This is a genomic window from Labrys sp. WJW (genome assembly GCF_001676615.1).
In the GTDB taxonomy this organism is placed as follows: domain Bacteria; phylum Pseudomonadota; class Alphaproteobacteria; order Rhizobiales; family Labraceae; genus Labrys; species Labrys sedimenti.
On the sequence record NZ_LYXZ01000040.1, the window covers coordinates 1 to 16,304 of the forward strand.

The 16,304-nt window shown below is 61.3% G+C and carries 11 protein-coding genes; 7 read left to right on the plus strand and 4 right to left on the minus strand.

The window, feature by feature from the left end; all coding sequences use genetic code 11:
• The first annotated feature begins 240 nt into the window (after positions 1-240).
• Positions 241-690 carry a group II truncated hemoglobin gene (locus BA190_RS23505; protein WP_068293195.1) on the plus strand — a complete coding sequence of 150 codons (450 nt, stop codon included), beginning with the start codon at positions 241-243 and terminating at the stop codon, positions 688-690.
• 11 nt (positions 691-701) lie between these two features.
• Here BA190_RS23505 and BA190_RS23510 read toward each other — a convergent pair whose 3' ends face one another.
• From BA190_RS23510 to BA190_RS23525, 4 genes are all read right to left on the minus strand, one after another.
• Complete coding sequence (locus tag BA190_RS23510; protein ID WP_068293199.1) at positions 702-1,364, minus strand: GNAT family N-acetyltransferase; 663 nt, start codon at positions 1,362-1,364, stop codon at positions 702-704.
• A 37-nt stretch (positions 1,365-1,401) separates the two neighbouring features.
• Positions 1,402-2,103 carry a DUF2865 domain-containing protein gene (locus BA190_RS23515; protein WP_082979991.1) on the minus strand — a complete coding sequence of 234 codons (702 nt, stop codon included), beginning with the start codon at positions 2,101-2,103 and terminating at the stop codon, positions 1,402-1,404.
• Between the two features lie 98 nt (positions 2,104-2,201).
• Positions 2,202-4,004 (minus strand): IlvD/Edd family dehydratase, encoded by a 1,803-nt coding sequence (locus BA190_RS23520; protein ID WP_068293206.1) that lies wholly within the window; start codon positions 4,002-4,004, stop codon positions 2,202-2,204.
• A gap of 319 nt (positions 4,005-4,323) precedes the next feature.
• Positions 4,324-5,433, minus strand: a complete 1,110-nt coding sequence (locus BA190_RS23525) for an acyltransferase (RefSeq protein WP_162275189.1) — start codon at positions 5,431-5,433, stop codon at positions 4,324-4,326.
• A gap of 291 nt (positions 5,434-5,724) precedes the next feature.
• On the opposite strand from BA190_RS23525, the gene BA190_RS23530 reads away from it, so the two are divergent.
• From BA190_RS23530 to BA190_RS36095, 6 genes are all read left to right on the plus strand, one after another.
• The gene (locus BA190_RS23530; RefSeq protein WP_068293209.1) at positions 5,725-6,927 is read left to right on the plus strand and encodes a pyridoxal phosphate-dependent aminotransferase; all 1,203 of its coding nucleotides are present in this window, start codon (positions 5,725-5,727) and stop codon (positions 6,925-6,927) included.
• Positions 6,928-7,187: 260 nt separating this feature from the next.
• Entirely contained in the window at positions 7,188-8,099 is a 912-nt protein-coding gene (locus tag BA190_RS23535; RefSeq protein WP_068293211.1) for a sugar kinase, read from the plus strand.
• A gap of 200 nt (positions 8,100-8,299) precedes the next feature.
• On the plus strand, positions 8,300-10,969 hold the full coding sequence (mprF, locus tag BA190_RS23540; RefSeq protein ID WP_082979993.1) for a bifunctional lysylphosphatidylglycerol flippase/synthetase MprF: 2,670 nt from the start codon (positions 8,300-8,302) through the stop codon (positions 10,967-10,969).
• A complete protein-coding gene (locus BA190_RS23545) occupies positions 10,969-12,318 on the plus strand; it encodes a virulence factor family protein (RefSeq protein ID WP_068293213.1) in 1,350 nt (449 codons plus the stop codon). The genes mprF and BA190_RS23545 overlap by 1 nt, the downstream gene beginning before the upstream one ends.
• Positions 12,319-12,764: 446 nt before the next feature.
• Entirely contained in the window at positions 12,765-14,372 is a 1,608-nt protein-coding gene (locus BA190_RS23550; protein WP_068293223.1) for a hypothetical protein, read from the plus strand.
• Positions 14,373-14,727: 355 nt separating this feature from the next.
• The gene (locus tag BA190_RS36095) at positions 14,728-16,254 is read left to right on the plus strand and encodes a P-loop ATPase, Sll1717 family (RefSeq protein WP_156771675.1); all 1,527 of its coding nucleotides are present in this window, start codon (positions 14,728-14,730) and stop codon (positions 16,252-16,254) included.
• The last annotated feature ends 50 nt before the right edge of the window (positions 16,255-16,304 follow it).

Below are 16,304 nucleotides of genomic sequence, written 5' to 3' on the forward strand. Positions count from 1 at the left end.
AGCAAAGCGCGTTTAGACGGAAACGCTGTTTTGCTCTCGCTCTTTGGTTCGACGCGTCTTTGCGATTCGAGATGATTCCGTCTAATCGCAAAACGCTCCAGCGCTTCCTGTCGCGAGCGGCAACACATCAGGCCGCCACTGCCCCGCCTGGCCAGCCGCGACGTGATGGCAGATTGCCGAGCCGGCAAATTGCAAGCACGATACCGATACAACCGGTGCAGCGCTCGACAGGTCGAAACGATGCAACAGCAGCTTCCCTCCGTTTACCAACAATTGGGCGGCGAAGACGGTATCTCCCGCCTTGTCGATTTGTTCTACGACATCGTCGAGCAGGATCCGGCGGCGGCGCCCCTCCATGTCCTGCATCTGGACGGCCATGGCGTCGCCCATTCCCGGGTCGAGCAGACCCGCTTCCTGATGGGCTTCTTCGGCGGGCCGCGCCTCTATGTCGAATTCCACGGGCATTCGGACGTCCGCGCCATCCATGCCCATGTGCCGATTACTGCCGAGACCCGCGACATCTGGATCCGCAGCATGGACAAGGCCTTCGACCAGGCCGGCCTGCCGCCTGACGTCAAGAACAGGGCCATGAAGGCGCTGACCACGGCCGCCCGTCTGGTGCACGACGTCAATCCGCTACGCAATCGCAACGACGGAACTGCCGATCGAGCGGGTTCGGACCGCTCCTAGAGCGAGCCTTTTTAGCCGAAGCTCAGCTTGCTTTTCTGCCGGCCGTCCGCCTCGAAATTGGCGGGGTCGAGCCACGCTTCGTAGCCTGCCTTGAGGCGCGGCCATTCACCGTCGATGATCGAGAACCAGGCCGTGTCGCGGTTCTGTCCCTTGGCCACCATGTGCTGGCGGAACACGCCTTCGAAGGTGAAGCCGAAGCGCAGGGCCGCGCGTTTGGAAGGCTCGTTGAGATTGTGGCACTTCCATTCGAAGCGGCGATAGCCCAGCGTCTCGAAGGCATGGCGGGCGAAGAGATAGAGCGCTTCCGTCGCCACCCTGGTGCGGGCGATCGCCGGCCCCCAGAGAATGCTGCCGATCTCGATGACGCCATGCACAGGGTCGATCCGCATCAGGGCCTGGCGGCCCTCGGCCTTGCCGCTCGCCTTGTCGACCACCGCGAAGAACATCGGATCGGCGGTCGAGGAGGCCTTGTCGAGCCAGGCCGAGAAGTCGGCGGCGCTCCCCGGCACGCCCTCGAACAGATAGCGGAAGCGCCCATCGGCCCCGGGCTCCCGGGCCGAATGCAGGAGGTCGGCGCCATGGCGCGCCGGATCGAGCGGCTCCAGGCGGGCATAGCGCCCATCGAGTACCACGCGCTCCGGGCGCGGTACGCCCTTCCAGGTCGAGAGATCCATCGAATGTCCTTCGCGCAGATGCGATCAGATGATCACATTATTGCGGCGTGGCGATGCGTTGTTCAAGCGAAAGCACCTGCTGGCGAACAACGCCGGACAGGGCCTTGGAGGAGGCGACCGAGGTGAAGTCCGTATCGGGATGGGGCACATTGCCGGCACCGCGGAACACCTTCAGGCCATCCGGCATCACCACGATATCGCCATTGCGCAAGGTGGGGTCGACCGAGATCGGGATCTGCGGCAGGCCCCGCGCATTGGACTGGCAGGTACAGGCCGGGTTCTCGCTGTCGCGGAAAGCATAGGCGGTGGGCAGCGCGGTATAGAGGGCGCCGGCCTTGTCGACAGCCGACTCGATCGCCGGCTTGGTGTTGCCATTGCTGCCGTCATTGGAACCGCTCGCCTTGTACAACACCATCTGGCCGCCGGAGCAGGAGGCTTCGCACATCGAGGTCTGCATGTCCTCGTCGCGCTGGGAGCGGATGAATCCCGTGGCGAAATAATAACCGTCGCAGGTGCGCACGCAGTAGCCACGCGCCTTCGGCGTACTCACCACCGGCGCCGGAGCCGGGCGCGAACGCTGCTGCTGCGGCTGCTGTTGCGGCACGGGTGCCGGCGCCGGCCGCGATTCCTGGCGCGGACGGAACAGGAAATCGAACAGGCCGGCCTGAGCGCTGCCACCCACGGCGACCGTCAGGAGCATTCCAGCGGCAAGGGGGGCGGCAAAGCGTCTCAAAGTCATGGTACGGGTCCTACAGATCGTGAAGGGCCGGCAACAGCCGGCCCCGCCTTCTATGCGAGCATCCCGTCAAAATCATGTCGGTGGCGGTTCGTCACCGATTAGTGATTGTCGCGGGGAACCCCATAGGTCTGGGCGACCTTCTGATACTTGACCGCGGGCTTGAGCACCATACCGTCGCCGAGCTGGTCCACCATGGCGCGCTGGATTTCCTGCCAGGGCGTCTGGCTCGGCGCATAATGGAAGCCGCCTGCCGCAGCGAGATCGGCGCGGCGCTTGGCCAGTTCCTCGTCGGAGATCAGGATATTGGCCTCGCCCTTGTTGAGGTCGATGCGCACCTTGTCGCCCGTCTGCAGGATGGCAAGGCCGCCGCCAGCCGCCGCTTCCGGCGAGGCGTTGAGGATGGAAGGCGAGCCCGACGTGCCCGACTGGCGCCCGTCGCCGATGCAGGGCAGCGAGGTGATGCCGCGCTTGATCAGGGCCGCCGGCGGCTGCATGTTCACCACTTCCGCCGCGCCGGGATAGCCGATCGGCCCGGTGCCGCGGATGAACAGCATGCAGTGCTCGTCGATGCCGAGCGAGGGATCCTCGATGCGGTGATGATAGTCCTCCGGGCCCTCGAACACGATGGCCCGGCCCTCGAAGGCGCCGGGGTTCTTGGGATCTGCGAGATAGCGATCGTGGAATTCCTTGGAGATCACGCTGGTCTTCATGATCGCCGAATCGAACAGATTGCCCGAGAGCACGATGAAGCCGGCATCCTGCACCAGCGCGGTGTCGAAGCTGCGGATCACGTCGGGCAATTCGACCTTGGCATCCTTGCAGTTCTCGCCGATCGACTTGCCGTTCACGGTGAGCGCATTCTCGTGGATGAGCTTGTGCTTCATCAATTCGGCGACCACCGCCGGCACGCCGCCGGCATGCTGGTAGTCCTCGCCGAGATATTTGCCGGCCGGCTGCAGGTTCACCAGCAGCGGCACCTTGTGGCCGATGGTCTGCCAGTCGCGGATGTCGAGCTCGACCCCGATATGGCGGGCGATGGCGTTGATGTGGATCGGCGCATTGGTGGAGCCGCCGATGGCCGAATTGACGACGATGACGTTTTCGAAGGCCTCGCGCGTCATGATGTCGGAGGGCTTGAGGTCCTCGCGTACCATGTCGACGATGCGCTTGCCGGTCTCATAGGAAATCTGCTGGCGCTCGCGATAGGGCGCGGGAATGGCGGCCGACCCCGGCAGCTGCATGCCGAGCGCCTCTGCCAGAGAGTTCATGGTGGTGGCGGTGCCCATGGTGTTGCAGTAGCCGGTCGAGGGGGCCGACGAAGCCACCATCTCCATGAAGTTCTCATAGTCGATCTCGCCGGTGGCGAGCATCTCGCGCGCCTTCCAGACCACCGTGCCCGAACCGGTACGCTCGCCATGCCACCAGCCGTTGAGCATCGGGCCGACCGACAGGGCAATGGCCGGAATATTCACGGTGGCTGCTGCCATCAGGCAGGCGGGCGTGGTCTTGTCGCAGCCGATCGTCAGCACCACGCCGTCGATCGGATAGCCATAGAGCAGTTCGACCAGGCCGAGATAGGCCAGGTTGCGGTCGAGCGCGGCACCGGGACGCTTGCCGGTTTCCTGGATCGGATGCACAGGAAATTCGAAGGCGATGCCGCCTGCCTCGCGGATACCCTCGCGCACGCGCTCGGCCAGCACGAGATGGTGGCGGTTGCAGGGGGAGAGGTCCGAACCGGTCTGGGCGATGCCGATGATCGGCTTGCCCGACTGCAATTCCTTACGGGTCAGGCCGAAATTGAGCTGGCGTTCGATATAGAGCGCGGTCATGCCCGGATTGTCCGGATTGTCGTACCAGGCCTGCGACCGCAATCTTTTCGTCTTGTTCTTGGTGTCAGCCATGGCAAGCCTCCCTGTCTTCGTGCCCCGCCTGCGTCGTCGGCAGGTGGCAGTCTTCCTGCAACCAGACGACTTAACACTTTTGTCAGACTATTCGCAACGCCTAAGCGACGAATAGCAGGACGATGCCTTGGGCGGCTTTTTACGGCGAGATCGGAGGCCAAGGCGCTTTGCGGTCCGGCGGAATCGCCGCGAATCGCAGACGCGCGGCACCACCGTCGATAAGCTGTTGTTTCTACGCACTTTCTCAATCGAAAAGTCTAGCGGCTTTTCGGGAAAATGCTCCAGGAATTATTCGGGGAAGGATGGCAATCGACGAGGCTCACGCACCGGCCGATGATGCCGGCCGATAGGTCCAGCGGCGCACGCCCTCCGCCAAGGCCCGCCGCAGCGGTTCGTCATAGAGCTTGAGCAGGACGAAACTCGCCACGCAGACGATGACGATCACGGCCGGCCCTTCGATGCCGGCGTTCTGCTCGCCGAAACGCAGGCGATAGAGGCCGTTGATCCAGCAGAACAGCGGATAATGCAGGCAATAGATCGGATAGGACAGGTCACCGCTGAGGGAAGACCAGGTGGCAAATCGTCCCTGCAGGGCCGTGCGCGCGCCGGCCAGGATCAGCAGGGGCGCCAGCAGCGCGATCCAGACGAGCTGCATCCAGAGCGGCACCTCGAAGGGCAGATAGAACAGCACCGCCATTCCCGCCGCAAGCGTCCAGAACAGGCGCGGGCCGCCCAGCCAGCGCGGCAGGCGGTCGAGCAGGTGAAAGACGGCGACACCGGCGAAGAAGGAGGCTCCGACGCGCGGAAATCCGCGCCAGAACGTATCCGTGGTATCGCCGCCCAGGCCGGTGAAGGGCAGGACCGCCAGGCAGCCGAGGAAGAGAGCGATCGCGAGCGGGAGCTGGCTCACCCGCCGCGTCGTCCACCAGAACGCATTGACGGCCAGTTCCAGGAACAGCGAATATTGCGGGCCGTTCAGCGGGAAGACCTGGGGCCCGCCGATGGCGCCGGGCGCATCGGGATAGGGCAGATTGACCAGGCCGAGCAGCAGGGCCAGCGTCAGCGCGGCAAAGGGCACCTCGCCCTCGAGATGCCCCGAACGCAGCCCGACATAGAGCGCGCTGACCACCAGCCCCAATACGATCAGCGGCATCAGCCGGATCAGCCTGGCGCGCATGAAGCCGGAAAACGACAGGGACTGCCGGCGCTTGCCATAGGCCAGGCTCAGGACGAAACCGCTCAGGCAGAAGAACAGGTCGACGGCGAGGCTGGCATTGGAAGCCAGGCCCGGGATATCGAACCAGTGGCCGAGATGGAAGATCAGCACGGATAGCGCGGCAAAGCCGCGCAAGCCGTCCAATGACGCCAAGTGCTGCGGCGAGCGGCCGGCCTCCCGCTCCCCAGAGCCAAGCGCTTGAGGCGTCGTCACGGCCATCGCCAGTAACCTTCAGTCGTCGATCTTGTTCAAGATCAACCTGAGCCAGATCGCGCCTGTTTCGTCAATTCAGCCACATGGAGGCGTCGCCCTACGCCGACTAGACTTCGGAAGGAGGCAATCATGCCTGGCCTGCCCGGCACTCCGGCTTTCGGATGAAGTCGAAATCATCCTTGACACGCGCCCTACTGCGATTTGCAAAGACAGGAGGATGCGCCCGCATTAAATCTTGCCTTGCTCGCGATTCCCGCCATAGCCCTTGCACCGCCAGGACATGCCATCCCGATGACTTCCCCCAGCGCGCCACATCTCGTTCCGGCCTTCTCGCGCATCGGCGAGGAGAATGCCTTCGCCGTGCTCGCCAGGGCGACGGATCTCGCACGCGAGGGGCGCGACATCATCAATCTGGGCATCGGCCAGCCCGATTTTCCCACGCCCGACCATATCGTCGAAGCCGGCATCAAGGCGCTGCGCGACGGCCATCACGGCTATACGCCGGCCACCGGCATCCTGCCCCTGCGCGAAGCGGTGGCCGAGGACGTCGAGCGCCGCACCGGCGTCGCCGTCTCGCCCGACGAGGTCATCGTGGTGCCGGGCGGCAAGGTCACCATGTTCATGGCCATCCTGATGTTCGGCGAGCCCGGCGCGGAAATCCTCTATCCCGATCCCGGCTTTCCGATCTATCGCTCGATGATCGAGTTCACCGGCGCCACGCCGGTGCCGGTGCCGATCCGCGAGGAGAACGGCTTTGCCTTCTCGGCGGCCGAGACGCTGGCCCTGATCACGCCGAAGACCCGCCTCCTCATCCTCAACTCGCCGGCCAACCCCACGGGCGGCGTCACGCCCAAGGCCGAGATCGACGCGCTGGTGAAGGGGCTGGAGGCCCATCCCCATGTCGCCATCCTCTCCGACGAGATCTACAGCCAGATGAGCTATGACGGGCTCCAGCACGTCTCGCTCCTGAGCTACCCCTCCATCCGCGACCGCCTGATCCTGCTCGACGGCTGGTCCAAGACCTATGCCATGACCGGCTGGCGCATGGGCTTCTCGCTCTGGCCGAAAGCCTGGGGGGATGCCGCCCGCAAGCTGGCGGTCAATTCCTATTCCTGCGTCAATGCCAGCGCGCAATGGGCCGGGCTCGCCGCCCTCACCGGCCCGCAGGACGCGGTGCATGCCATGGTCGCCGAGTTCGACCGGCGCCGGAAGATCGTGGTCGACGGCCTCAACCAATTGCCCGGCGTCAGTTCCGTGGTGCCGAAGGGCGCCTTCTATGCCTTCCCCAACATCCGGGCGACCGGCTGGAAGGCCAAGCCCCTCGCCTCCGCCCTCCTCGAAAAGGCCGGCGTCGCCACCATCGGCGGCCCCGATTTCGGCGTCTATGGCGAAGGCTATGTCCGGCTCTCCTACGCCAATTCCGCCGAGAACATCCGGCGGGCCCTGGCGCGCATGGGCGAGTTCCTCCACGCCAATCCGGGCGCGGGGGCGTAGAAGACGGACGTTGCGATCCGCGTTGGACGAGGCAGGATGAAGCAAGCCGAGGCGCAACGCCGATGTCCCCCTCGCCCCGCGAGCGGGGAGAGGGTAAGGGTGAGGGGCAGCTCAATACTCGCCCACCCCCTTGCGCCGCCCCTCATCCTCACCTTCTCCCCGTAAGAACGGGGCGAAGGAGCGGCCAGCGTCGCGCCACCATCATGCTGGCATAGTGCCCCACGCTTCCACTTCGATCTGAATTCGCAAGGAACAACGACATGACCGATCTCGTCTCCATCGGCGAATGCATGGTGGAATTGTCGCGCCGCGGAGACGGCATGTCGCTGGGCTATGGCGGCGACACCTTCAACACCGCCGTCTACGCCGCCCGCCTCGGGCTCGACGTCGCCTATGCCACGGCGCTGGGGGACGACCCCTATTCCCAGGCGATCGCCGACCTTGCCGCCGGCGAGAAGGTCGGCATGGCCGGCGTGCCGCGCCTGGCCGGCCGGGTGCCCGGCCTCTATGTCATCGAGACCGATGCCAAGGGCGAGCGGCGCTTCTATTATTGGCGCGACAGCGCGCCGGCCCGCAGCCTGTTCGAGCTTCCCGAGGCCGACGCGCTGATCGCCCGCATCGAGAGCGCGGGAATCGTCTATTTCTCGGGCATTACGCTGTCGCTCTATGCGCCGGCGGGCCTGGAGCGCTTCGCTGAGGTGCTGGGCCGCGCCAAGGCCGCCGGCGCCGCGATCGCCTTCGACGGCAATTACCGCCCGCGCGGCTGGGGCGGCGATCCCGCCCGCGCCCGCCAGGTCTTCGGCCGCTTCCTGCCGCTGGTCGACATCGTCATGCCGACCTTCGACGACGAGCAGGCCCTGTGGGGCGATGCCACGCCGCAGGACAGCATCGCCCGCCTCGCCGGCCATGGCATCGGCGAGATCGCGGTGAAGGACGGCACCAACGGCGCCTTCCTGCGCCAAGGCGGCATCGATGGCCATGTGCCAGTGCCGCAAACCGTCTCGCCCGTCGACACCACCGCCGCCGGCGACAGCTTCAACGCCGGCTACCTTGCCGCCCGCCGGCGCGATCGCTCCAATGAAGAAGCCGCCCTGCAGGGCCACCGCCTTGCCGCGCGCGTGATCACCCATCGCGGCGCCATCATTCCTTCCGAGGCGATGGCGGGATTGTGACTCACAATTCACGCGGCTGCCGTTGGAATGCCATGTTCTGTCAGCATGAACGGCCCGTCTCCTGATCCTGGACTGAACAATTCAGGAGTGGATACCGGGCACGGTGGCCACTTCGAACCCGTTCTACTGCTGACAGGGGGCTCTGATCGTATAGAAACGATCCAGCAGCTGGGACAATCGCATTGAAACGGGAACAAGGCATGGCTGAAGTGGTGGGCTCGCTCGACCGCGCCGTGGCGCGCGACGACGGTCCCAAGGTCCCGGCCGCCGCCATCCCAACGGCCGAGCGCCCGAAGACCGGGCTGCTGCAGCGCATCGACTGGAGCAAGGCCGGCCTCCTGGTCGGGCTCGCCATCTTCACCATCGCCGCCGCCGCGCTCTACCAGATCTTTTCCGGCATCACCTGGTCGGAGGTGAACAATGCGGTCTCGCGCATCGCCTGGGGCCAGGTGGCGCTCGCCTTCCTCGCCACCGCTTTCTCCTACAGCGCCCTGATCGGCTACGACCTGCTGGCCCTGCGCCATGTCGGGGCGCGGCAGGTGCCGCTGCCGATCATCGCCTTCACCTCCTTCATCAGCCACGCCTTCACCTACACGCTCGGCTTCGGCGTGCTCACCGGCGGGGCCGTGCGCTGGCGCATCTACCAGTCGCACGGCGTGAAGCCGAGCCTGATCCTGGCCGTGGGCGCCCTGACCACCCTCACCTTCTGGCTCGGCATCGCCACGGTCGCCGCGATCTGCCTGTTGTTCCAGCCCTCGGTGCTGGCCCCGCTGGACGGGCTCGCCCCCGGCCTCAACCTCGCCATCGGCCTCGCCGTGCTCGGCGGCGTCGCGCTCTGGGTGATCGTCTCGGCCGTCCGCCCGCGCACCATCCGCGTCGGCGAGCACGCCATGCCCCTGCCCGGCCCGAGGGCGACGCTCGGGGCCATCCTGGTCGGCCTGCTCGACACGGTGGCCGCCGCCGGGGCGCTCTGGCTGATCATGCCGGCCGGCCCCGATGCCGGCTTCATGAGCTTCCTGGCGGTGTTCGCCGTCGCCACGGTGCTCGGCGTCATCAGCCATGTGCCGGGCGGCGTCGGCGTGTTCGAGACCACCCTGATCCTGGCCCAGCCGCAGATCCCGGCGGCGGACATGCTGGTCTCGCTGATCCTGTTCCGCCTGGTCTACTACGTCATTCCCTTCGCCATCGCCTGCCTGATGTTCGGCGGCTACGAGATCCGCCAGCGCCAGCATTCGGTGGGCCGGATCGCCCGCACCATCCACGAGATCGCCCGGCCGATTATCCCGCGCGCCGCCAGCATCGCGGTGTTCATCGGCGGCGTCATCCTGTTGTTCTCCAGCGCCACGCCCGAGGAGCATTACCGCATCGCCATCCTGCGCGGCGTGGTCCCGCTGCCCTTCGTCGAGGTCTCGCAGCTGGCCGGCAGCATTTCAGGCCTGGTCCTCCTGGTGATCTCCTACGGCCTGGTCCGGCGCATGGCCAACGCCCAGCGCATCGCCGTGCTGCTGCTGGTCGCCGGCGCCGTCTTCGCTTTGTTCAAGGGCCTCGACATCGAGGAGGCCATCATCTGCTCGATCGTCGCCGGCCTGCTCGTGCTCTACAAGGACGAGTTCTACCGCCAGGCGGACCTGTTCTCCGTCCGGCCTTCCTTCGAGTGGATCCTGGCCTGCGTCGTCGCCATCGGCGCCACCATCTGGCTCGGCTTCTTCGCCTATGCCAATGTCGACTACCAGCACAAGCTGTGGTGGGATTTCGCCTATAATGCCGATGCCCCGCGCTTCCTGCGGGCGACCTTGGCCATGGCGGTGGTCGCCATCGGCATCGCCGCCTATATCCTGATGCATCCCAGCCGCGCCGCCTTCGATCCGGCGACGCCGGAGGAGCTGGAAACGCTGGTGCCGCTGATCAGCGATTCCACCCGCTCGGACGCGCATCTGGCCCTGCTCGGCGACAAGCGCTTCCTGCTCTCGGCCAGCGGCAGGGGCTTCACCATGTATGGCGTGCAGGGGCGTAGCTGGATCGCCATGGGCGATCCCGTGGCGCCCGAGGACGAGATCGACGCCATGGTCTGGCGCTTCAAGGAGCTGGTGGACCGCAATGGCGGCACGCCGGTGTTCTACCAGGTCACCACCGGCCATCTGCCCGCCTATCTCGATGCCGGCTTCTCGCTCGCCAAGCTCGGCGAGGAGGCCTGGGTCGACCTGACCAAGTTCACGCTGGAAGGCAGCGAGGGCCGGCGCCTGCGCCAGGCCCGCGCCAAGGCCGAGCGCTCCGGCGCCTCCTTCGAGATCGTGCCGGCGGCCGAGGTCGAGGCCATCCTGCCCGAGCTGCAGGCCGTCTCCGACGCCTGGCTCGACGAGAAGGGCAACAAGGAGAAGGGCTTTTCGCTCGGCTTCTGGTCCGCCGACTATATCCGCCGCTACGACCAGGCCGTGATCCGCCAGGACGGCCGCATCGTCGCCTTCGCCAATATCTGGCGCGGCGCCGACAGGCAGGAATACACGGTCGACCTGATGCGCTATCTGCCTGAGGGCCCGGCCGGCATGATGGACCTGCTCTTCATCGGCCTCTTGGCCCAGGCCAAGAGCGAGGGCTTCGCCTGGTTCAATCTCGGCATGGCACCGCTCTCCGGCCTGCCGCGCCACCGCCTCGCTTCGCTGTGGAGCCGTGTCGGCTCCTTCGTCTACAAGCGCGGCGACCGCTTCTACAATTTCGAGGGCCTCAGGGCCTATAAGGACAAGTTCAAGCCGGATTGGCGCCCGAAATATCTTGCCTTTCCGGGGGGCTTGGCCCTACCGCAGATTCTCATGGATGTTACCGGCTTGATCGCTTCGAGCCCGAGACGCGCTTTGCCCGAGGAGGCCAGTTGATGCGCCGCATCGCCCTGTTCTGTTTCGCCCTGCTGGCCTCCACGGCATCGGCCCTGGCGGCCCCGCGCGAGATCAAGGTGCAGGAGGAGATCCTCGGCACCGTCACCGTGCTCGCCCCCGAGGAGGAGCCCACCAAATTCGTCGCCTTGCTCTCCGACAAGGACGGGCTCACGCCGGCCTATCGCGCCGTGGCCGACAGACTGGTGGATCAGGGCGCCGCCGTGATGCTGATCGATAGCCAGGCCTTCATCGACGGCCTCGCCAAGGGCGACGAGGAGGATTGCCACTACGCCTTCGGCGACATCGAGGATTCGGCCCGCGAGGCGCAGCGCCAACTGGGCATGCAGACCTGGCGCTGGCCGGTGGTGATGGGGCTGGGCACGCTGGGCGGCACCTTCGCCTATATCAATCTCGCCCAGGCGCCCGAGAACACCGCCGCCGGCGCCGTCTCCACCGGCTTTTCCGACGAGATGGCCTCCAAGCTGCGCATGTGCGAGGGCGCCCCCGTCTCCAAGGCGGCCGACGGCAAATGGCAGTACAAGCCGCTCGCCAAGGTGCCCGGGCGCTGGACTTATGTCGGCGCCGCCGCCCCCGACGCGACCACCCAGGCCTTCGTCGCCGGCACCAAGGATGCCCAGGCCGTCGTCGCCGATGGCGGCCCGGATGCCCTCGTCGATGCCGCGGTGAAGGCCGCCGTCGAGATGGGCGCGCCGCCCAACCAGGAACTCGGCGACCTGCCCCTGGTGGAGCTGCCGGCCTCGGGCCCGCCCACGGGCCTTGCCATCTTCATCTCCGGCGACGGTGGCTGGCGCGACATCGACAAGACCATCGGCGAGATCCTGCAGAAGGAAGGCGTCGCCGTGGTGGGCGTCGACTCGCTGCGCTATTTCTGGAGCACCAAGGAGCCCGACGTCATCGCCGGCGACCTCACCCGCATCATCGGCTACTACACCAAGCTGTGGGGCGCCAAGCGCGTCGCCGTGATCGGCTATTCGCTGGGCGCCGACGTGATCCCCTTCGTCTGGCAGAAGCTGCCGCCGCCCATGCAGAAGAAGATCAACCTGCTCGCCATGCTGGGCCTGGAGCCGACCGCCGATTTCGAGATCTCCGTCTCCGGCTGGCTCGGCGTCGCCTCCTCCTCGGACGTCGACCTCAAGCCCTATCTGCCCGGCCTGCCCTTCGAGAAGACCATGTGCTTCTACGGCAAGGAAGAAGTGGTGGAGAACGGCACCGCCTGTGTCTTCCCCGAAATGAGCAAGGCCACGCTGGTGGAGAGGCCGGGCGGGCACCATTTCGACGGGAATTACGAGCCGGTGGCGCGGGCGATTTTGGAGAGGCTGAAGAAGTAGGGTGTGGGGCTAAGCGGAGATCAGGATAGGGATGGGTCTCAGCGAGAGGCTTAGGGCAGGATGCTGGCAGCTTTCCAGTCATGTTAAACGGTGGGGTGAGTCAGCTACGCCCTCGAACGCAGCCTTTCACCTGAGCTATGCGCCGATGAATTTGCACTATATTTTTCATTCAGATTCACCCATGAAACGACGATTTGGATGCGAGCCTCCAAACTACCGAATAGAGCCAGAAGCAAAAAGGAAACTTTTGGTACTGCCAGGGTAAATAGCGGACGCTCAATTCGATGAGCCAGAGTCCTTGAGGACTGTTCTATTAAGCTCTGCCGCGTGGATAACACCACACTTCAAGTTACAGTGTCTCAAAAACGCGGTATTCTCAGAGCAGTTTGAATCTGAGATTTTGTGGGCATCTCGTGGCGGAAGAAGAGAGCCAGAAAACACGACCCTTGGACCCCGATCAACTGGGGAAGATGGCGCAAACGCAATTTGGGTCGCACTGTGTGGGTGGTGGCCTTATTCCCAACGAGTCCAACTATGATCGGACAGGTTGGGACTACATCGTCGAATGGCCCCAAAATATAAACGTAGCTACACTCGATACCAGACCGACACCGATCGCCTGCCACGTCCAGACGAAAGGAGCTTGGGTCGGTAACGTCTCAATCCGGCTTCGGCTGTCTTCCGCTGAGCGATTGGCGAAAGAACCTAAACCAACCTTCATCTATATCTTCGCCGTAGATACCTTGGATGACACCCCCCGATTCGACCATGCCCATGTCATTCATGTTCAAGGCGATTTTTTAGCACTAATTCTGAAAAAACTGCGCGAGACCGAAGCTTCCGCGCAACGCGCAAACGATGTTTATTTCGATGTCACCGTCCCGAAATGGGGAACAAGGGTCGAGCTTGGTGGACGAGCTTTCCGCAAGTTTGTCGAGGACGCAGTCGGCGGATCAATGGCGGACTACATCACGCGCAAGCAGGTGGAGTTACAAACGCTCGGTTATGGCCCGGGTCGCTTCAGGCTGACGACAACGTTCTTTGCGACATCCGAGGACATAGTCGAGGCATTTCTCGGGCTAAAGCGCATTGAGGGGGAGGTAGACGAGCACATAGAAGAGCGGTTCGGAATTAGTCTTCCCATGCCTAGCCTCGATATTGGCAAAGGAACAATCGATTTTCAACCTAACCCCTCGGGCAAATGCGAGATCCGCTTTCGCAAGGACAGCAACCATCCGGCCAGTTCGTTCAAGGGTGACCTATATCGAGTTCCGGAAGCGCTCGTTGATCCACAGACGGCTAGGATTGCGGTCAAAACTGATCTCCTTACCATCACCCTCACTTTGAGGAAGGAAGGAGCGACCGAGGGCGGCCAGGATTTCCGAATTCTGCCTCATCAAGATGTTATCAAAGAAGAGCGTTTCAAGACAGCGAAGTGGAAGAGTTTCTATGATTTCTCGGCGTCGAGCCGTGAGGGACCGATACTAATCGAGATCATCAATCCGAAGTCCGGAGCGAGTATGGTCCACGGCATCATAACACCAGGCGACGACGCGCGAGCAGAGGGCCGTAGGTTGCGGCGCACTTGCTTTCTCCTTCAGAAACTCGAAAGAATTCTCCATGTCGCTGGCAGACCAAATATGAAATTTCGGATTCGAGAACTCCTCGACAAGGCCAGCGACATTGAGATTGCGGCAACCCTGATCGAAAATCCCGCTGCACTATCATCCCTGGGTTTCAAGACGGAGCTAGCACAAGGATTGACGGCAGGCCTATCGGTGCCAATGCTATACTTTCGGTCTTTCGAACTCGGTGGCCATGAAATGGCTTACTGTGCCAAGCTTAATGTTGAAACGATGAGCATCAATAGCGAGGTGACTTGGCGTGGAAGTGAGATGAAGCTCGTCACCCTTGAGCGAATTGGGAAGGCATCAGGGCAAAAAGAGGTGCCCTCGCCGGAGCTGAAGTTATTCCTAGAGCGCACGCAGCGGCAGACGGGTGTTAGTAGCTATTTCCTCGCCGATCCATATGCCCCCAGCGATCGAGGGAGCTAATACCCGCTGCGACGGAGCCTGTTGCCACTTGCAATCCCACCACCATTCCAGTGACTCAATTGAAGACATCAAATCCAATGGAACCAAGTTCAATATTTTTGAATATTCACCCCAGATATATATTAGGAATAAATATCTTAAATATAAATAATATATAAAAATTATATTTAAATGTAAATGACATATAGTTCATAAATTCATCACCTCCAGCAATACTGACTTACCGAGAAAATATGCAAGATAGGACATCTACGCGCCACATATTATGTGGAAACCTGACAATTGAATTGGCTTTTTCGAGTTAAAATAGATACCATCTTCTCTATCTGGGATAAGGCTCTGTGGTGGTTTTGATATGATGATCGATTGGATTGATTTTGGCCAAGTCTCGGCTGAAAGAGATGAAAATCTATCGAAATATTTTTTTGAAAATGGTGTTCTCCAGGCTGTCATTCAAAATCGTCATCAATTCCTAGTTTTGGGGCGGAAAGGTGCAGGAAAGACCGCTGTATTCCAACATCTAAGCGAAAACCCTCAGAGATATATTTCCACTCAAGATATTTCTGTAAACTTATCATTGCAGAACTATAGTTGGGATGTTCACGGCCTTCTTGCAACAGACGGGAAAGCTCAATCTTTAGCATACATTCAGTCTTGGAAGTATGTGATTTATCTTCTTGCAATTAAAAATTTATTAGAAAAATCTGAGGAAAATAAAAAGATAAAGGCTGCCGGAAAAATCATATCAAAGATATATACCTCTCCAACTCCAAGCCTAGGACAGGCTATAGGTCAAAAACTACTTCAGCTTAGCAAATTTAAATTTCCAAGCGCAGGTCTTGATCTTGATGGAGAAAGCATAGATAGTATTTCTGCTGACGGTGGTGAGATTTCATTTGCTGAAGTTCGTGACGACAATCAGCTCCAGGTATCATTGAATAGATCAATCGAGCGTCTTTCTGAGATATTTGAAGACGCCCTGCTTGATGCGCTCAGCAAGAATAGAAGGATATTCGTGTCATTCGACAGAATTGATGAGGCTTGGGATTCTGTTTCTTTTGAAAATAGCCAAAGAATTATCGCTGGCCTTATTGGTGCATCTGAATATATTAATTCTAAATTTAAAGGATACCTTCGCCCAATCGTGTTTTTACGCGAAGATATTTTTGAGACAATAGACTTAAACGATAAGAATAAACTTAGGTCTGACTGCGGGCAACTTCTAGCTTGGAGCAAGGATGGATTAACTCGCATGATTCTCGAACGTGTAAATTTCTTTGCTAAAGCCTCAGACAACCCTGAATTGGCACGAGTTGAAGATCTCTTTGATCGAGATCAAATGCGTCAGCAACGCGCACCTTTCGATCACGTCATGCTTCGAACGATGCTGCGCCCCCGAGATTTCATTAGATTCTTTCAGCTTATTAAAGCTGACATGATAAATAGACGGGACAACCCATTTGAAGAAGAAGCTGTTAACGAAAGTCGATTGGAATGTCAGGCAATATACAATGCTGAGCCGGCTTATTCTGAATGGTTAGTTGAGGAATTACGTGATGAATGGCGCGCTCAATTTCCGGTGATCAACACGCTATTTTCGGCAGTTCAAAGCAATGGTAGAACAAATTTTACTAGAGAAGATTTTTCTCAAGCTCTAATTCAGGTTGGCGCGCAGGCCAATGCCGGCGATGTTAGTGGATACCTCAAGTTTCTATTTGATAATTCGATTATTGGTTTCAGAGTAGGGAAGTCAAACCAGTGGCGTTACAAGTGCTTTTTTAGTTCACAGGGCTTTGTAGAATCCGACCTTTATAAGGTACATGATGGCCTGCACCGTGGCCTAAACCTCACGGAGAGCCGATCTACTTCAGAATCTGCATAATACGATTCCTCCGACTTGCCCCCGTCACATCCCTGTGGAACTTTCCCCCT